Origin of the sequence: Janthinobacterium sp. LM6 (assembly GCF_002002885.1) — a bacterium.
In the GTDB taxonomy this organism is placed as follows: Bacteria; Pseudomonadota; Gammaproteobacteria; order Burkholderiales; family Burkholderiaceae_D; genus Janthinobacterium; species Janthinobacterium kumbetense.
In genome coordinates this window covers 964,950-982,550 of sequence record NZ_CP019510.1, presented here as the reverse complement: position 1 = coordinate 982,550, position 17,601 = coordinate 964,950, and the positions used below count along the sequence as shown (strand labels likewise).

Here is a 17,601-nt window from a genome sequence, read left to right as displayed (position 1 = left end):
ACGCCAGACACCACAACGCCAACCCCTGCGGTTGGCGTTGTGCGTATGCGCAGTACCGCACAGTAACATCGGCCGCATCGGCCTACTCTGTTGTCATTACACAGGGAGATATCGCATGCTGACGATCATACTGATGCTGGCCCTGCTGGGCTTGGCTTTACTGTTTGCGCCCGGCCCCGTGCGCCGCGCCTTGCTTGCGCCGCACCTGCTCGCGCTGTTCAAGCGCATCTTGCCGACCATGTCCGAGACGGAACGCGACGCGCTGGAGGCGGGCACCACCTGGTGGGATGCGGAACTGTTTTCCGGCCGGCCCGACTGGACAAAATTGCTGGCGTATGGCCGCGCCACGCTCACGGCCGAAGAACGCCACTTTCTCGACCACGACGTCGAGCATTTGTGCGCACTGGTCAACGACTGGGAAACGCAGCAGGCGCAAGACTTGCCGCAGCAAGCCTGGGACTACATGAAAAGCCAGGGTTTCCTCGGCATGATCATCCCGAAACAATACGGCGGCAAGCAATTCTCCGCCTACATGCATTCGCAAGTGGTGATGAAGCTGTCGAGCCGCTGCTCGGCGCTGGCCGTGACCGTGATGGTGCCCAATTCGCTGGGGCCGGCCGAGTTGCTGTTGCACTACGGCACCGAAGAACAGAAAAACCATTATCTGCCGCGATTGGCTGCCGGCACCGAAATCCCCTGCTTTGCCCTGACCAGCCCGTATGCGGGTTCCGACGCGGCCGCCATCCCCGACCTGGGCGTCGTGTGCATGGGCATGCATGAAGGGCGCGCCACTGTCGGTTTCCGCCTCACGTGGAACAAGCGCTACATCACCCTGGCGCCCGTGGCGACCTTGCTGGGCCTGGCATTCCAGACCAGCGATCCAGAACACTTGCTCTCCGACAACGATGCGCCCGGCATCACTTGCGCCCTGATCCCCGCCAGCCACGACGGCGTCGTGATCGGCCGCCGCCACCATCCCTTGAACGCCGCGTTCCAGAACGGCCCCACGTCCGGCAACGATGTCTTCATCCCCATCGACTGGGTCATCGGCGGCCAGGCGCAAGTGGGGAAAGGATGGCGCATGCTGATGGAATGCCTGGCGGCGGGACGCGCAATCTCTCTGCCCTCGTCCAGCGTGGGCATGGGCAAGATGGCCGTGCGCGGCACCGGCGCGTATGCGGCCGTGCGGCGCCAGTTCAACATGCCGATAGGCAAGTTTGAGGGGGTGCAGGAAGCGCTGGCCCGCATGGGCGCCAACCTGTACCTGATGGATGCGGCGCGCACCCTGGCCGCGCACGCCGTCGACCTGGGCGAAAAGCCGGCCGTCATTTCCGCCATCGTCAAATACCACGTCACGGAACGGGGACGCGCGCTCGTCAATGACGGCATGGACATTCTCGGAGGCAAGGGCATCTGCGTGGGACCGAACAATTTCCTCGCCAGTGCCTACCAGCAAATCCCCATCGCCATCACCGTCGAAGGCGCCAACATCCTCACGCGCAGCCTGATCATCTTTGGCCAGGGCGCCATCCGCGCGCATCCGTATGTACTCAGGGAAATGGCCGCCGTCAGCGAAAGCGACGGCCGCAAAGCCGTGCGCGATTTCGATGCGGCCTTCTTTGGCCACGTGGGCTTTGTCCTGGGCAACCTGGCACGGGGGCTGTGGTACGGCCTGGGCGGCGCGCGCCTGGCGGCCGTGCCCGACGCCGGCGTACCCGCACTGGCGCCCTACTACCGCGCCCTGACGCGGCTGTCGACGGCGTTTGCCGTCATGACGGATATGTCGATGTTCGTGCTCGGTGGCGAGCTCAAGCGCCGCGAACGGCTGTCCGCCCGCCTGGGCGACGTGCTGGCGCAACTGTACCTGGCTTCATCCGTGCTGAAGCGCTACGAAGACGATGGCCGTTTCGCCGCCGACCTGCCCTACGTGCACTGGTCGCTGCAAGATGCGCTGGTCAAGGCCCAGCAAGGCTTGACGGGCGTGCTCGACAATTTCCCCGCGCGCGGGCTGGCCGTGCTGCTGCGCACCTTGCTGTTCCCGTTTGGCCTGCCCCACCGCCCGCCGTCCGACGAGCTGGGCAGCGAGGTGGCGCTGGCCCTGCAGACGCCGGGCGCCGACCGCGAACGGCTGCTGGCCGACGGCCATGTCGCCAGCGACGCGGCAGATCCCGTCGCCTGCGCCGAGCGGGCACTGGCCTTGCTGCCCGACGTGCTGCACATCGAAAAACGCCTGAAAGACACGCCCGCAGGCGCAACCCTGCGGCACTTGCCGCAAAACCTGTCCGCCATGCAACAGTGGCTGGCCGCAGCCAAGGCGGCAGGCGCCGTCAGCTGCCAGGAGCACAATACCTTGCTGGAATATGCGCGCCTGGCCGATGGCTTGATCCAGGTCAACGATTTTCCGGCCGAGGCGGCGCAGCCAGCACACTTGCCCGTGCACAAGGCCGATACCGGCAGCCGCGCCGCCTAGGCGAATTTGCGACCTATACTGAATGGAGCGGGCGCGGTGCCCGCTCTTTGCAGAAAGGAGTCGATCATGACGCGCAAATTCATCGATTGCCGGGAATTTCCAAGCGACACACATTGCTCGGTGGCCATCTCGGCCGACAGCGAGGAAGAGCTATTGGGCATTGCCGTGGAACATGCGGTCTCGGTACACCACCACCACGACACGCCGGAGCTGCGCCAGCAGCTGCGTCAACTGTTCAAGGACGGCACGCCGCCCGAACACCTGCCCATGACGGAACAGGCCGGCAGCAGCGGGTCCTCGCACGCGCACTAGTCTGCCAGGGCTTGCGCCGGTTTCTGCAAGCGCAAGCCCAGCACGAGCGGCACCAGCGCCGCGTACACGACGATCACGGACAGCCAGACGGCGCCGGGCCAGTACGCCCTGACGCCAAAGTAAATGCTGGAAAACACCAGCGGACACAGCACGGACGCCAGGCTCACGGCCGAAGCCAGCACGCCCTGGAACTGGCCTTGCCGGTCCTCGGCAACTTGCCGCGTCGCCAGCGACTGCAAGGCCGGCGCGCCGATGCCGCCCAGGGCGAACACGGGCATGATGGCGAAGATCATCCAGCTGCGCGTGGCAAACGCCATGACGAGCAGCGCGACGCAGGCGCAGGCCACGCCTGCCAGGATGGTGGCGCGTTCACCCAGCAGTTTCACGGCCGGGCCGGGCAAGAAGGCCTGGGCCAGCGCCTGGCACACGCCAAAGGCGCCCAGCGACAGGCCGATCCACAGTCCGTTCCACGCGAACGCATCGTGCCCCCACAAGGCCCAGCACACGCCATACACTTCGCCGGCCGCGCTGAAGGTAAAGAAGATGACGGTGATCGGCAGCAAGCTTTTCTGCGAAAAAACCCAGCGCAAGGGACGCAAGGGATGCAATGCCGCCAGGTCGATTTTCGCACGCGCGGGCTGACGAGATTCGGGCAAGGTCAACCACGCCAGCAGCAGATTGCCCGCATTCAAGATGGCCGCCGCCATGAACGGCAGGCGCAGCCCGTAATCGCCCAGCGCGCCACCGAGCACGGGACCGATGATGAAGCCTGCGCCGAACATCGCGTTGAGCAAGCCGAAGCGGCGCGCCCGTTGGTTCTCGGCCGAAATATCGGTGATGTAGGCGGTGGCCACGGAAACGTTAGCACTCGTCAACCCCGCGATGGCGCGCCCCAGCAGCAACATCCACAGGCTGGGCGCGAAGGCGAGGAACAGGTAATTGACCGCCGCGCCCGCCAACGACAGCAGCAGCACGGGACGCCGGCCCAGGCGGTCGCTCAACGCGCCCAATACCGGCGCAAAGATGAACTGCATCAACGCGTACAGGGCCGTCATGATGCCGATATACGGCGCCACGTTATCGGCATGCGTGACGTCCCGCAGCAACGCCGGCAGGATGGGGAAGACCAGGCCGATGCCGACGGCGTCCAGCACGACAGTGGCGAAAATGACGGGCAGCGCCGCCACGGGAATGGATTTATTCATATACTCAATCTAAATATGTACTCAGTACATAAATGGTATTCCCCATCTTGCCGCGCCATCAAGCGTTATCTGTACTCAGTACACTTCGTGTATGATCGGGGCAACATGACGACTCCTGCCGACCTCCGCTCCCGCAAACGCCTTGCCACCCGGCAAGCCATCTCGAACGCCGCCACGCGATTGTTCTTCGTGCACGGCTTCGAGCAGGTGACGGTGGACGAGATCGCGGCTGCGGCCAGCGTGGGGCGCATGACGGTGTTCAACCATTTCCCGCGCAAGGAAGACATGTTCTTCGACCGCGAGGAAGAGGGGCGCGAACTGCTGCGCGCCGCCCTGCGCCAGCGCGATCCCGCCATCGCTCCCATCGAAACCCTGCGCCTGCTGGCGCACCGCCTGGTGGCCGAGGACAGTCCCTATCTCACGTTTTCCGCCGCCGGCCAGGGCTTCATTGCCACCATCGAGGCCAGCGCTACCTTGAAAGCGCGGGCGCGGGCGATCCGCGACGAGCTGGCGCACGTGGTGGCGCTGGCGCTGACCGACGCCACGGGGCGCGATGCGAGCGATCCCCTCGCCCGGCTGGCGGCCAGCCTGCTGCTGGCCACCTGGAGCAGCGCCCTCGTCGAGGCGCACCGTGCCTTCGCGCAGCATGGCGATGCGCAACTGGCCAAGGCCGGCTTCCTGTCCCTGGTGGAGCGGGGACACACGGGCTTGAATGCCGCCATGGCGGGCACGCCCTACGCCTGAAGCGGCAGCCCCCCTTCGTGGAGGGCCTGTCGCAGCGCAAGCCCTCGCACTTCCTTGTTTCATTTGCCAGCACCTGGGCTTGCGTACCGTCTGGCGCCTTCCTATCATGAAACCACGCGCTGGCAAACGGTGCATGCAGGCCGGCACGCGGGAACAGTCCTCCTGTTTCCCGTCTCCATACCCATAACCGCATGCAGCCGCTGGGAGGTACACGATGAATACCTTGACGAACGGCCAGCTCAATGAGTTGCAAGCCTCATTGAGAGGGCAACTGGTACAAACGAACGACGCCGGCTACGACAGCGCGCGCGCCGTCTGGAATGCGATGATCGACCGGCATCCGGCCCTCATCGCGCGCTGCGCGGGCACGGCCGACGTGCGCACGGCGCTGGCGTATGCGCGCGATCGCGGCCTGCCCCTGGCCGTGCGGGGCGGCGGCCACAATATCGCCGGCAGCGCCCTGTGCAACGATGGCCTGGTGATCGACCTGTCGGGCATGCGCTCGGTGCATATCGATCCGCAACAGCGCCGCGCCCACGTCGAAGGCGGGGCCACCTTGCACGACTTCGACCACGAGGCGCAGGCGTTCGGCCTGGCCACGCCGCTGGGCATCAATTCCACCACGGGCGTGGCAGGACTGGCCCTGGGCGGCGGCTTTGGCTGGCTCAGCCGCACGCTGGGCCTGGCGGCCGACAACCTGCTGGCGGCCGACGTCGTCACGGCCGACGGCCAGTTCCTGCATGCCAGCGCGACGGAGCATCCCGACCTGTTCTGGGCCTTGCGCGGCGGAGGCGGCAACTTCGGCGTGGTCACGCGCTTCGAATTCCAGCTGCATCCGGTGGGGCCGCAAGTCACGGCGGGACTCATCGTTTTCCCCTACGCGCAGGCGAAGGAGGTGCTGACGAAATACCGCGATTTCGTCGACGGCATGCCCGATGAACTGACCGTCTGGGCCGTCTTGCGCAAGGCGCCGCCGCTGCCCTTCCTGCCGCCGGAAGTGCACGGCCAGGACGTGCTGGTCCTGCCCGTCTTTTCGCCCGTGCAATCAGCCGCCATGCAGGAAGCGATCGAGCGCATCGGCAGCTTCGGCCAGCCGCTGGGCATGCACCTGGGCAGCATGCCGTACACGGCCTGGCAGCAGGCGTTCGATGCGCTGCTCACGCCGGGCGCGCGCAATTACTGGAAATCGCACAACTTCACGCAGCTCAGTGACGCGGCCATCGATACCGTCATCCGCCATGCCGGCAAGCTGCCGACGCCGCAATGCGAAATCTTCCTCGGCCTGCTGGGCGCGCAGGCGAGCCGGCCGGCGCCCCAGGATACGGCCTATCCGCACCGCGACGCCCTGTACGTGATGAACGTGCACACGCGCTGGGACGAGCCGGCCGATGACGCGCGCTGCATCGCCTGGGCACGCGAGTTTTTCAACGACGCCGCACCGTATGCGACGGGCAGCGTGTACGTCAATTTCCTGACCGAAGATGAAAGCGGGCGCACGGCCGACGCGTATGGCGTGAACTATCCGCGCCTGGCGCGCATCAAGAAGCAATACGATCCCGCCAACCTGTTCCGCGCCAACCAGAACATCTGTCCGGCCGCCTAGCCTGCCACGGCGCAGCGCCTTGCAATCCCTTGATCCAGGGCAATGCAATGCGCTCGCCGACCGCTTACAATCGCCGGCTTTGCCCCTCCTCCATGCGCCACGCTCCCGAACTCCTCCTGCCTGCCGGCTCCCTGGCCAAGATGCATGCCGCCTTCGACTATGGCGCAGATGCCGTCTACGCGGGCCAGCCCCGCTACAGTTTGCGCGTGCGCAATAACGATTTTTCGACCTTGCAAGCCTTGCAGGAGGGCATTGACGGCGCGCATGCGCGCGGCAAGCAATTCTTTGTCGCCAGCAATATCTTCGCCCATAACGCCAAGCTGAAAACGTATTTGCGCGACATGGAGCCGGTGATCGCCATGCGCCCGGACGCCCTGATCATGGCCGATCCGGGCCTGATCATGATGGTGCGCGACAAGTGGCCGGAGATTCCCGTGCACTTATCGGTGCAGGCGAATGCCGTGAACTGGGCCGACGTGAAATTCTGGCACCGCATGGGCTTGACGCGCGTGATCCTGTCGCGCGAACTGTCGCTCGACGAGATCGAGGAAATCCGCCAGCGCTGCCCGGAAATGGAACTGGAAGTGTTCGTCCACGGCGCCCTGTGCATCGCCTATTCGGGCCGCTGCCTGCTGTCCGGCTACTTCAATCACCGCGACCCGAACCAGGGCACGTGCACGAATTCCTGCCGCTGGGACTACAAGGTGAAAAATGCCACCGAAGATGCCAGCGGCGACCTGGGCGGCATGCAAGTAGTGCCGCTGGAATTCCACCAGGCGCTGGCCGAGGCCGACAACAACGCGTTTTCCGCCCTGCACCAGCAGCCGCGCCACCCGCTGGCCGACCAGCCCTATCTGATTGAAGAAGCCCAGCGCCCGGGCCAGCTGATGCCGATCCTCGAAGACGAGCACGGCACCTACATCATGAACTCGAAGGACTTGCGCGCCGTCGAACACATCGAGCGCCTGGTGAAGATCGGCGTCGACTCGCTGAAGGTCGAGGGCCGCACCAAGTCGCTGTACTACGCGGCGCGCACGGCGCAAGTCTACCGCCAGGCCATCGATGACGCCGTCGTGGGCCGGCCTTTCGACATCAGCCTGCTGGGCCAGCTGCAAGGCCTGGCCAACCGCGGCTATACGGATGGTTTCTACCAGCGCCACCATACGCAGGCGCACCAGAACTACATGCGCGGCGCGTCCGAGGCGGACCGCAGCCAGTACGTGGGCGACGTGCTGGGCGTGACGGACGGCTGGGCCAGGGTGGACGTGAAAAACCGCTTTGCCGTGGGCGACCGCATCGAGGCCGTGCATCCGGGCGGCAACCGCGACTTCACGATTACCCGCATGCTGGCCGACGACGGCAGCGAGATCCAGGTGGCGCCGGGCAGCGGCCACTTCGTGCGCATCGAACTCGACGCGGCGCTGAATAAAGCCTTGCTGGCGCGCTATTTGTAACCGCCAGTCTGGAGCGCGGGGTGGCGAACCAGTATGTAAGTGTTTGATTTGACAAGAAAAATTCCCGCTGGCACGGCCTGAATAATTTGTTTAGGCTTCAACATTGCTATACGATACGGCCACCCTGCGCCCGGGGGCCTGATCGGCATCCGGTGCGTCCCTGACACGTTCACCGGAATCCCCGATGCCACCTGCCACCTCTGCCCTGATCACCAATGACGCCGTCGTCCTCGGCCTGCTCGCCATGACCCTGGGGGGCGTCTTCTGGACCGCCTCCCGCACGAACGGCTTCTGGAAAAAGTTCTATACGTATATCCCGTCGCTGCTGATGTGCTATCTGATCCCGGCGTTGCTCAACACCTTCGGCATCATCGACGGCAACGCTTCCGGCCTGTACGCCGTGGCGCGCGATTACCTGCTGCCCAGCGCACTCGTGCTGCTGTGCGTAGCCATCGATTTCGGCGGCATCATCCGGCTGGGCCCCAAGGCCATCATCATGTTTCTCACAGGAACGCTCGGCGTGATGCTGGGCGCCCTCGTCTCGTTCGAAGCGCTGCGCCTGATCCACCCTGAAACGGTGGCGGGCGACACCTGGCGCGGCATGACGACTGTCGCCGGCTCGTGGATAGGCGGCGGCGCCAACCAGGCGGCCATGAAGGAAGTGTTCGAAGTGGACGCCACCCTGTTCGGCCAGTTCGTCGCCGTCGACGTGCTGGTGGCCAACGTCTGGACGGCGGTGCTGCTGTTCCTGGCGGGCCGCGCGGGCGCCTTCGACCGCTGGACCGGTGCCGATTTGACGGCCATCAATGCGCTCAAGGACAGCATCGAAAGCTACCGCGCCCAGCACGCGCGCGTCGCCACCCTGACCGACATCATGATCATCCTCGGCGTGGGCCTGGGCGTGACGGGGCTGTCGCACTTCCTGGCCGGCCCCATCATCGGCTGGATCGCCACCCTGCCCGCTGCATGGCGCCTGCAGGATTACAGCCTGACGTCGAACTTCTTCTGGATCGTCGTGCTGGCCACCACCTTCGGCCTGCTGCTCAGCTTTACCCGGGCGCGCAGCCTGGAAGGCGCGGGGGCATCGACCATCGGCTCGGCCATGCTGTACGTGCTGGTGGCCACCATCGGCATGCACATGGACTTGAAAGCCCTGCTCGACAAGCCGTTTTTGTTCCTGCTGGGCATGATCTGGATCGCCGTGCACGGCGGCCTGATGCTGCTCGTCGCCAAGCTGATCCGCGCCCCACTGTTCTTCATGGCAGTGGGATCGCAGGCGAACATCGGCGGCGCCGCCTCGGCCCCCGTCATCGCCAGCGCCTTCCACCCGGCCCTGGCGCCCGTCGGCGTGCTGCTGGCCGTGCTCGGCTACGCGCTGGGCACCTACGGCGCCTACATCACGGGCTTGATCTTGCGCAGCATGGCGGGGTGATGCTCCTGGCAGCACGGTAACGACAACGCCAGCCTTCGGGCTGGCGTTGTCGTTGGTTCTCGAATCAGCTTGCTACCGGCCATTAATAGTTGCTAGAGAGAGACATAAAACATAAATAAATAATAACTTTATGCTATATATGGCATGAATTGAGATAATATTTTAAAGCAACATATTTTCAAGAAGTAAATTCCTTAATTGCTTTAAAAGCATCATCGTACGCAACAGGGCGTAGCCAGCCTCTCCCCCACTCATGAATGAACGTTTCCCCACTCCGTTGACTAATATCAAGTCAGTATGGACCGGCAGCATGCGTCCAACGCCCGCAGAAATGCGTGAGTTTCCTTACGATACTACGTCGTCGCCACTCCCCCATAAAAAGCTATTGGTATGCGCAGCGCCACGCGCATCGAGCAAACGACTGGCCCGCCTGTTACTCGGCGCAGGGATAGGCGTACCGCTGGAGTATTTCAACGACAATAGCGTGCAGGCGCTGACGGAGCGCTGGCAAATCAAAAAACAGGATTACCTCGCGCATATTTTTGCCAGGCGTTCTGCGAATGGCCTGTTCGCATCGAATATCCAGTTTCCCCAGATACAAAAGTGGCCGTATCCGCACGACTTTACCGCCTTGTTCGAAGGAGCGACGGTCATTCATTTGATCCGCGACAACAAGCTCGCCCAGGCGGCATCCCTGGCGACCTGCATGATCACCGGGCGCTGGGGTTTCGAAGTCGCCCCGGTAACAAAAAATTACTCGACCTGGCGCCTCAAACTGGCGGCGCGTAAGGCCATGCAGCTGATTGCCGTGGATGAGCAACTCTGGCAGGACTGGTTCAAGCAACGGGGTATCGAACCGCTCGTCATCAGTACCGAACGTGTCAACCGGCACGATCTGACGCTGATCGATGACATCGCCGCCTTGCTCGGCGTCAACGCCGATGCGGCAAGCGCCCAGCGCATGCTGGACGTGGATCGGGGCGCCTACCCAGGGGACCAGGAACTGAAATCGCGCATGCGCACGCTCGTCGAAGAACTTGCGGCACGCGGCTAGTCAACGCCCGGGCTTCCCCGTTTTCATTGAACACACACAACAAGACAGGACGAACATTGAATATCTTTATGGTGCGCCCCACCACCCGCAATATCGGCAACGATCTCATCGGCTACGCTACGGCAGAGCTCCTCTATGAGGTGTTCGGAGCGGCCACCAATGTCGTCAGCATTCCTGCCTTGAAGGGACCGCAATTTGGCGGCCTGGTGCCACGCCAGATTTACGATATGAACCGCCTCGCCGACGCCGTCATCGTGGGCGGCGGGAATCTGTTTGAAAACGGCCAGCTGTCCTATGATGTCCAGGCCGTCAATGCCTTGCGCCGGCCGATGATGCTGATGGGGCTATCCCACGGCCGCATCACGGGCCGCGACGGGCAAATGGAAGACCGCACCGATGCGCTCAGCCCGACTGCGATACGGCACCTGGTCGAGCATGCCAAAGTGGCCATGGTGCGCGACACGGGTTCGCAGGAAATCCTCGCCGACCTTGGCGCCAAGGTGACGGTCGGTGGCTGCCCCACGCTGTACCTGCCGCCGAATGCCGAGGGCGAAGCCGCCAAGGGCGGCGTGATCATTTCCGTCCGTCACCCCATGCGCATGAGCGTTCCGGCCACCTTGCAGTGGCGCATCGCCGAAGACTTGCGCCGCCTGATTGCCGCCCTGCGTGCCGAATATGCGCAACCTGTCTACTTGGCTTGCCACGACTACATCGATCTCGAATTCGCGGCCGGCTTCCCGGAAGCGGCGCCCCTGTACTTTGACGAAGTCAGCCGCTACATCGAAGCGCTGCGCACCTGCAAGCTGCACGTCAGCTACCGCCTGCATGGTTTCCTGCCCTGCCTGGCCATGGGCTCGCACAGCATCAACCTGTCGTATGACGAACGGGGCCGCTCGATGCTGTCGACCATCGGCATGGCATCGTGGGATGTTGATCTGATGCAAAGTGGCGACTGCGTGAGCGCCATCATGGACCGCGCGCGCTCGGTCGCGCAGTATCGCCGCGCGCGCCAGGATGCCCTGCCGCTGATACAGGAGTTGCGCCAGATCACGGTGCGCGGCTTGCAAACCTTGCGCACCCTGGCATCGGAGCAATGAAGATGAGCGCTCCATCCTCGACACAGGGCGTGTGGCTCAAGTGTCACGTCCGTGAACTGGCCCCGTGGGCAACGATGACCGAGCGCGTGCTCAACGAAATTATTTCCACGGTCGAACAGATGAAGGGCGCCGCGGCAGCCCAGGTGCTGCGCCAGCATGGCATCGAGCGGCTGCACGAAGTGATCGACACCGACGATGTGACGTCCTTGCGCAACCAGGTGCTGGAACGCTTGCGCCAGCCCTTGCTGGCCATGGCGACGGCCGTCGGCCGCCAGATCCTGGGCTGGGACGGCGATTTCTATGTGGATGACTATTTGATCCTGCGCATCAACTTCCCCTACGAAGTGGCGCGCAAGACCAATCCGGCGAGCGAAAATCCCGGCATTGGCCGCCTCAGCGCGACCGTGCGCGAGCAATTTCAGGCCCGTAAGGTCATTGACCCCGTGTACGCGCCGAAAGACTATCACCGGGGCCATCCGCCCGCCGCCTGGGCGCATGGTCCGCACATCGATAGCTGGGCCGGCCATTCGCGGGACGGACGCAATATCTGGTGGGCCATTGGCGAAGTGCCGGCGGAAGCGGGCATGGTGCTGTATCCGGAACTGGCCAACGCCTCGCTGCCCTGCGAGCGCCGCACGCTGTACCTGCAAGCGGGCTACCGCCTGCCGGTGCCGACTTATCTGCCGCTGGCGGCAGGCGAGATGCTGGTCTTCGATCCAGAAGTGCTGCACGGCACGCACCTCAATACGACGGACGCGACGCGCGTGGCCATCTCCATGCGCCTCAATGCTTCCCGCCCGACCTTCGATCCCGCCTGCTTTTACTCGCGCGAATTCTGGCGGCGGGCCGCCGATATCGAGCAGGGCCACGATGAAGTGCTGCACCTGCGACGCGAAGACAATTTCGGCGCGCCCGTCGCCGCCGCCCCCGTGCAGACGCCGGCAGCCGTTCCCGTCATTGCCGGCCAGCTCGACCAGGCGAGCGGCTTCATACACGGCCAGCTTCCTGCTGCCGGGCCGGACACGCAGCGCATCATCGTCGATGCCGCGCCGTATCGCATCATGCTGGTGCGCACCAGCGACGGCACCCGCGCCTACGATGCGGCCTGCCCGCATTACGGCGTGGACCTGGCCGATGGCGGATGCGACAGCGGCAAAGTGTATTGCCCGGCCTGTGCAATCTCGTTCGACTTGCAAACAGGAAAATCGTCCTGCCCGTCATTGACACTGCAACCGTATGACATCCGGCAAGACGGCGCAGCCATCCGCATCCGTGTTGCGCCGCCAGAAGCCGTGGCGACATGAGCGTCGCCCCCGTCAGCGTAATCATTTGCACCAGAAACGGCTGGTCCAGGGGCTTTCTCGACGACACCTTGCAATCGCTGCTGGCCCAGTCCCGGCCCGCGCAGGAAATCTTGCTGATCGACGATGCCAGCAGCGACGGCACTGCCGCTTACGTCCACGCTGCCTACCCGCACGTGACCATCGTGCAGAATACGGGCACCGGCCTGGCGGCCGCCAGGAACACGGGAGTGGCCGCCGCCCGTTGTCCATGGGTGGCCTTCATCGACGACGATGACATCTGGCTCCCTGAAAAACTGGCCGAACAACTGGCACAGGCAGACGCATCCGACACGCCAGATGCGATTGTGTATGCATCGCAAGTTGCCACGCTTAACAGCCATGGCGGCAAACCCGTGGCCTGGGCAACGCCACGGCAATTTGCCGCCTGGCCTGCCTGCCTGCTGGGTTCTCCCATCCAGCCATCCGGCGTGCTGCTCAGCAAACGGCTGCTCTCCCGTATCGGGCCATTCAGCGAACAGCTGAAGGAAGGCGCCGCTTATGACTACTGGATACGCTGCCTGAGTGCCGGCATGTCCATACACTACAGTAGCAACGTTCTGCTGCACTATCGGCAACATCATCCGCAAATGACAGCAATGTCGCGCAAGCTCGATCATTTCCTGCATATCGACGCCATGCTCACGCCGCACCTTGCGCGACTGGCGCCAGCACTGGCCAACAGGATCCGCTCAGCGCGCAAGCTGAACAATCTGCGTTCCCTGCTGAACCATACCGGTATCCCGGCAGCAACACGTTACTGGCGCGCCAGCACCCCTTGCCCGGCGCCCGGCCTGCGCACTCTTTCCTATTTCTTGCTAGATACTGTTGCATGCCGGGCTCCGCACCGGATTCGCCATACGCTGCGGCAGCGCGCCATGCGGCTGCTCATCGGCAAGGAAACGCCCTTGCCCGGGCTGCGCCCGAAACGATCCGGGCATCCGACGTAAAGGTCTGCAACGCCAGCACTCACGCTGGCGTTTTTTGTTTTCCGGTCATTTTTTCCACCAGACCACTATCTGCCTGGCCTCGCCGCTTGATGGGAGAGTGCGCCCCACAATGTAGCAGAAACCCCTCAAAACCAAATTTCCGCACCATTTTCGTGCGAAATCTGCGATGATAGTTGCCCAAATAACCGATTACCTCCATGGAATTCTGATGAAATACGCATCTGCTCACGAGTATGTCCAGCATGTCGCCGCACGCAATCCAGGTCAGCCCGAGTTTCTGCAAGCCGTCACCGAAGTCATGGAGAGCTTGTGGCCGTTCCTGGAACAGCACCCGAAATACGCGGAACAAGGCTTGCTGGAACGCTTGATCGAGCCGGAGCGCGTGGTGATGTTCCGCGTGTCGTGGGTCGATGACCATGGGCAAGTGCAAGTCAACCGCGGCTACCGCATCCAGCACAGCATGGCCATCGGGCCGTACAAGGGCGGCATCCGCTTCCACCCGTCCGTCACCCTGTCCGTGCTGAAATTCCTTGCATTCGAGCAAACGTTCAAGAATGCGCTGACCACGTTACCGATGGGCGGCGGCAAGGGCGGCGCCGATTTCGATCCGAAGGGCAAGAGCCCGGGTGAAGTGATGCGTTTCTGCCAGGCGTTTGTGAGCGAACTGTTCCGCCATGTGGGTTCGGACACGGACGTGCCGGCCGGCGACATCGGCGTGGGCGGGCGCGAAGTCGGCTATATGGCCGGCATGATGAAAAAGCTCAGCAACCGCGCCGACTGCGTGTTCACGGGCAAGGGCGCCAGTTTCGGCGGCTCGCTGATGCGTCCGGAAGCGACGGGCTACGGCACCGTGTATTTCGCCGAAGAAATGCTGAAAACGCGGGGCCGCTCGTTCGAAGGCATGCGCGTTTCCGTGTCCGGCTCGGGCAACGTGGCGCAATACGCGGTGGAAAAAGCCATGGCCATGGGCGCGAAAGTCATCACCGTCTCCGATTCGAGCGGCACCGTCATCGACGAAGAAGGTTTCACGCCGGAAAAGCTGGCCATCTTGATGGAGATCAAGAACCATTTGTATGGCCGGGTCAGCGATTACGCCGCGCGCACGGGCGTGCGCTTCGAAGCGGGCGTGTCGCCATGGCATGTGCCGGTCGACATCGCCCTGCCCTGCGCCACGCAAAATGAACTCGATATCGCCGATGCGCGCCTTCTCATCGCCAATGGCGTGCAATGCGTGGCCGAAGGCGCCAACATGCCCACCACCATCGAGGCAGCCAAGGCCTTCGAAGCGGCCGGCGTGCTGTACGCGCCGGGCAAGGCCAGCAATGCGGGCGGCGTGGCGACTTCCGGCCTGGAAATGAGCCAGAACGCGGCCCGCATATCGTGGCCGCGCGAGGAAGTCGACGCGCGTTTGCTGCAGATCATGCAAGGCATCCATGCCGCATGCAAGCAGTACGGCACGCGCGCCGATGGTTCTGTCAGCTATGTGGATGGCGCGAATATCGCCGGCTTTGTAAAGGTCGCCGATGCGATGCTGGCGCAAGGGGTAATTTAACCGTAGGTCGGATTAGGCGCAAGGCGCCGTAATCCGACAACATTGTTGGCGCGGCCGGTGGTGGCGTCGGATTACGCGCGGCGTTGCCGCGCTAATCCGACCTACGACATTTCAGGTTTCATTAAACTCTTGCGGCTGATGGTCCGGCCCGATACCATGAACTCGCCATTGCCCCGGTAGTGCAGGGTTTCAGGCAGCTTGGGCGAGGTGGCCACGTGGGCTTTCACGCACTCGAAGATGAAGAAGCCGCCCTTCGGATTGCCCGCCACCTGGGCCAGCTTGCATTCGAAGTTGGCGTAGCACTCGGCGATCAGCGGCGCGCCCACCTGCTCGGCCGGCTGCGGCGTCAGGCCGAAGGCCGTGAACTTGTCCGTGTCTGCGCCGCTGCAATTGCCGATGGCGACCACCTGGTCGACCATGTCGGCCGTGGGCAGGTTGATCACGCATTCCATGCTGCGCTTGATCATTTCATAGCTGTGGTTGGCGTCGGAAATGAAGCAGCCCAGCAAGGATGGCGTGAATTCCATCAGCATGTGCCAGGCCATGGTCATGACGTCGCTTTCGCCCTGCCACGTTGAACTGACCAGCACCACCGGCCCCGGTTCGAGGAAGCGGCGGATGTCGGCGACGGGATAATCTTCTTTGTGGTAATTTTTCATGCAGTCTCCAGGACGCGGTACGCCACAGCATAGCCCAACGGCGCCTTGCCGGGCGCGCGGCTGGCCGATGGCGGCGCTCATCCGCGCCGCGATTTGTGCCGTTCATCGCAAAATTCTCCCCAATGGAGATGTTGCACAATAGAATACACTGATCAACTACTCAAGGAAACCGCCATGCGTCCTCTGTTCCTGTTGTCAGCCCTGTCCCTTGCCTGCCTCTCCACCCTCGCGCATGCCGACGAGCAAACCCGCACGGTAGCCGCCTTCAACGCCATCGATATCCGCGGCCCCATCAGCATCGAAGTCGAATCGGGCAAGGAGCAGAGCCTGCTGCTGCGCGGCGACCAGAAATTCCTCAGCGGCGTCATCACGGAAGTGGTCGACGGCGAACTGAAAATTTCCATGAAGGATAAAGATATCAAGAAAACCGAGGGCGACCCGCGCATCATCATCACCATGCCTACCTTGCGCAAGCTGATCGCGGAAGGCGCGGGCGAAAAGATATTGACCAAGCTCAATGGCCCACGGGTCGACATCAGCTACAAGGGCGCGGGCCGCCTGGCTGCCGATGGCCAGGTCGACTGGCTGCGCCTGAAGGCGCAAGGCGTGGGCGAAGTCGATACGAAAGCCTTGCTGGCGAAAAACGTCGACGTGAATTTCGAAGGCATCGGCTCCGTCAAGGTGTACTCCTCGGGCGAACTGAACGCCGTGGTGCGCGGCATGGGCGAACTGACGTATTACGGCAAGCCGAAGATCGTGCACAAGTCGATCGCCGGCATCGGCAGCGTGAATGCCGCCAAGTAAGCTTTTCCATAAAAACAGGCCATCAGGCCGCTGGAGACCGCATGACTGTTTTACAAGACACCGACGCACCGCTGGTGCTGCGCGAAGACGAGGGTGGCCTGGTCACCCTGCGCCTGAACCGTCCCCTGCAATTCAATGCCCTGTCGGAAGCCATGCTGGCGGCGCTGCAGGCTGAACTCGACCTCCTCGCCGGGCAGCCGCACGTGCGCTGCGTGGTGCTGGCCGCCGAAGGCAAGGCTTTTTGCGCGGGCCACGATTTGCGCCAGATGCAAGCCACGCGCCAGCTTGCGTATTATCAAACCCTGTTCGCGCAATGCTCGCGCGTGATGCAAGCCATTCAAACCTTGCCCGTGCCCGTGATTGCCCGCGTGCACGGCATCGCCACGGCGGCCGGTTGCCAGCTGGTCGCCAGCTGCGACCTGGCCGTGGCGGGCGCGTCCGCGCGCTTTGCCGTCTCCGGCATCAATGTGGGCCTGTTCTGCGCCACGCCATCGGTGGCCCTGTCGCGCAATGTGTCGCCCAAGCGGGCCTTCGACATGCTGGTGACGGGCCGCTTCATCGATGCCGACACGGCCGCCGACTGGGGCCTGATCAACGAAACGGTGGCCGACGCGGCGCTCGACGAAGCCGTGGCGCGCCTGGCGCAGCAAATCATGGCGAAAAACCCGACGGCCATCCGCTACGGCAAGCAAATGTTTTACAAACAGCGCCAGCTGCCGCTGGACGAGGCGTATGCGTATGCGGGCGACGTGATGGCGCGCAACATGATGGAAGAGGATGCGGAGGAAGGCGTCACCGCCTTTTTGGAAAAACGGCCGCCCGGCTGGGCGCGGCCTTGAGTACCTGACCAAACCTACTGCGCGTCGCTATAGGCAGCCTGCGATGCTCACCGTACTTCAGTACGGTTGCGCTTCTCGGCTACCTC

General features: G+C 63.4%; 15 protein-coding genes. 13 read left to right on the top strand and 2 right to left on the bottom strand.

Annotation, left to right across the window (positions count from 1 at the left end):
* Nucleotides 1-115: 115 nt before the first annotated feature.
* The gene (locus BZG29_RS04315) at nt 116-2,470 is read left to right on the top strand and encodes an acyl-CoA dehydrogenase (protein WP_077399252.1); all 2,355 of its coding nucleotides are present in this window, start codon (nt 116-118) and stop codon (nt 2,468-2,470) included.
* A 66-nt stretch (nt 2,471-2,536) separates the two neighbouring features.
* Nucleotides 2,537-2,782, top strand: a complete 246-nt coding sequence (locus BZG29_RS04310) for a DUF1059 domain-containing protein (RefSeq protein WP_077399249.1) — start codon at nt 2,537-2,539, stop codon at nt 2,780-2,782.
* On the opposite strand, the gene BZG29_RS04305 is transcribed toward BZG29_RS04310, so the two are convergent.
* The gene (locus BZG29_RS04305) at nt 2,779-3,987 is read right to left on the bottom strand and encodes a TCR/Tet family MFS transporter (protein ID WP_077399246.1); all 1,209 of its coding nucleotides are present in this window, start codon (nt 3,985-3,987) and stop codon (nt 2,779-2,781) included. The genes BZG29_RS04310 and BZG29_RS04305 overlap by 4 nt on opposite strands.
* Nucleotides 3,988-4,092: 105 nt before the next feature.
* Between BZG29_RS04305 and BZG29_RS04300 the strand changes: the two genes are divergently transcribed.
* From BZG29_RS04300 to gdhA, 9 genes are all read left to right on the top strand, one after another.
* Nucleotides 4,093-4,731 carry a TetR/AcrR family transcriptional regulator gene (locus BZG29_RS04300; protein ID WP_077399243.1) on the top strand — a complete coding sequence of 213 codons (639 nt, stop codon included), beginning with the start codon at nt 4,093-4,095 and terminating at the stop codon, nt 4,729-4,731.
* Between the two features lie 214 nt (nt 4,732-4,945).
* Nucleotides 4,946-6,334, top strand: a complete 1,389-nt coding sequence (locus BZG29_RS04295) for an FAD-binding oxidoreductase (RefSeq protein ID WP_077399240.1) — start codon at nt 4,946-4,948, stop codon at nt 6,332-6,334.
* Nucleotides 6,335-6,426: 92 nt separating this feature from the next.
* Nucleotides 6,427-7,788: a tRNA 5-hydroxyuridine modification protein YegQ gene (yegQ, locus tag BZG29_RS04290; protein ID WP_077399237.1), complete on the top strand. Its 1,362-nt coding sequence runs from the start codon at nt 6,427-6,429 to the stop codon at nt 7,786-7,788.
* A 184-nt stretch (nt 7,789-7,972) separates the two neighbouring features.
* Nucleotides 7,973-9,220, top strand: coding sequence for a DUF819 family protein (locus BZG29_RS04285; RefSeq protein ID WP_077399234.1), 1,248 nt, complete (start codon nt 7,973-7,975; stop codon nt 9,218-9,220).
* A 310-nt stretch (nt 9,221-9,530) separates the two neighbouring features.
* A complete protein-coding gene (locus BZG29_RS04280) occupies nt 9,531-10,274 on the top strand; it encodes a Stf0 family sulfotransferase (protein ID WP_171984939.1) in 744 nt (247 codons plus the stop codon).
* Between the two features lie 56 nt (nt 10,275-10,330).
* Nucleotides 10,331-11,371, top strand: a complete 1,041-nt coding sequence (locus tag BZG29_RS04275) for a polysaccharide pyruvyl transferase family protein (protein ID WP_150130801.1) — start codon at nt 10,331-10,333, stop codon at nt 11,369-11,371.
* A 2-nt stretch (nt 11,372-11,373) separates the two neighbouring features.
* Nucleotides 11,374-12,675 (top strand): Rieske 2Fe-2S domain-containing protein, encoded by a 1,302-nt coding sequence (locus BZG29_RS04270; RefSeq protein WP_171984938.1) that lies wholly within the window; start codon nt 11,374-11,376, stop codon nt 12,673-12,675.
* Nucleotides 12,672-13,661: a glycosyltransferase gene (locus BZG29_RS04265; protein ID WP_077399222.1), complete on the top strand. Its 990-nt coding sequence runs from the start codon at nt 12,672-12,674 to the stop codon at nt 13,659-13,661. Before BZG29_RS04270 ends, BZG29_RS04265 begins: the two co-directional genes overlap by 4 nt.
* A 208-nt stretch (nt 13,662-13,869) precedes the next feature.
* Nucleotides 13,870-15,213 carry an NADP-specific glutamate dehydrogenase gene (gene gdhA / locus BZG29_RS04260; protein WP_077399219.1) on the top strand — a complete coding sequence of 448 codons (1,344 nt, stop codon included), beginning with the start codon at nt 13,870-13,872 and terminating at the stop codon, nt 15,211-15,213.
* 101 nt (nt 15,214-15,314) lie between these two features.
* Here gdhA and BZG29_RS04255 read toward each other — a convergent pair whose 3' ends face one another.
* On the bottom strand, nt 15,315-15,872 hold the full coding sequence (locus tag BZG29_RS04255; RefSeq protein WP_077399216.1) for a flavin reductase family protein: 558 nt from the start codon (nt 15,870-15,872) through the stop codon (nt 15,315-15,317).
* Nucleotides 15,873-16,046: 174 nt separating this feature from the next.
* Here BZG29_RS04255 and BZG29_RS04250 point away from each other — a divergent pair, with 174 nt between their 5' ends.
* Both BZG29_RS04250 and BZG29_RS04245 read left to right on the top strand, forming a co-directional pair.
* Nucleotides 16,047-16,676, top strand: coding sequence for a head GIN domain-containing protein (locus BZG29_RS04250; protein WP_077399213.1), 630 nt, complete (start codon nt 16,047-16,049; stop codon nt 16,674-16,676).
* A 41-nt stretch (nt 16,677-16,717) separates the two neighbouring features.
* On the top strand, nt 16,718-17,515 hold the full coding sequence (locus tag BZG29_RS04245) for an enoyl-CoA hydratase (protein WP_077399210.1): 798 nt from the start codon (nt 16,718-16,720) through the stop codon (nt 17,513-17,515).
* The last annotated feature ends 86 nt before the right edge of the window (nt 17,516-17,601 follow it).

Bases quoted from the DNA above. Each gene is read 5' to 3' on its own strand.
- BZG29_RS04315 (WP_077399252.1), top strand. From the start codon at position 116: ATGCTGACGATCATACTGATGCTGGCCCTGCTGGGCTTGGCTTTACTG.
- BZG29_RS04310 (WP_077399249.1), top strand. From the start codon at position 2,537: ATGACGCGCAAATTCATCGATTGCCGGGAATTTCCAAGCGACACACAT.
- BZG29_RS04305 (WP_077399246.1), bottom strand. From the start codon at position 3,987: ATGAATAAATCCATTCCCGTGGCGGCGCTGCCCGTCATTTTCGCCACT.
- BZG29_RS04300 (WP_077399243.1), top strand. From the start codon at position 4,093: ATGACGACTCCTGCCGACCTCCGCTCCCGCAAACGCCTTGCCACCCGG.
- BZG29_RS04295 (WP_077399240.1), top strand. From the start codon at position 4,946: ATGAATACCTTGACGAACGGCCAGCTCAATGAGTTGCAAGCCTCATTG.
- yegQ (WP_077399237.1), top strand. From the start codon at position 6,427: ATGCGCCACGCTCCCGAACTCCTCCTGCCTGCCGGCTCCCTGGCCAAG.
- BZG29_RS04285 (WP_077399234.1), top strand. From the start codon at position 7,973: ATGCCACCTGCCACCTCTGCCCTGATCACCAATGACGCCGTCGTCCTC.
- BZG29_RS04280 (WP_171984939.1), top strand. From the start codon at position 9,531: ATGCGTCCAACGCCCGCAGAAATGCGTGAGTTTCCTTACGATACTACG.
- BZG29_RS04270 (WP_171984938.1), top strand. From the start codon at position 11,374: ATGAGCGCTCCATCCTCGACACAGGGCGTGTGGCTCAAGTGTCACGTC.
- BZG29_RS04265 (WP_077399222.1), top strand. From the start codon at position 12,672: ATGAGCGTCGCCCCCGTCAGCGTAATCATTTGCACCAGAAACGGCTGG.
- gdhA (WP_077399219.1), top strand. From the start codon at position 13,870: ATGAAATACGCATCTGCTCACGAGTATGTCCAGCATGTCGCCGCACGC.
- BZG29_RS04255 (WP_077399216.1), bottom strand. From the start codon at position 15,872: ATGAAAAATTACCACAAAGAAGATTATCCCGTCGCCGACATCCGCCGC.
- BZG29_RS04250 (WP_077399213.1), top strand. From the start codon at position 16,047: ATGCGTCCTCTGTTCCTGTTGTCAGCCCTGTCCCTTGCCTGCCTCTCC.
- BZG29_RS04245 (WP_077399210.1), top strand. From the start codon at position 16,718: ATGACTGTTTTACAAGACACCGACGCACCGCTGGTGCTGCGCGAAGAC.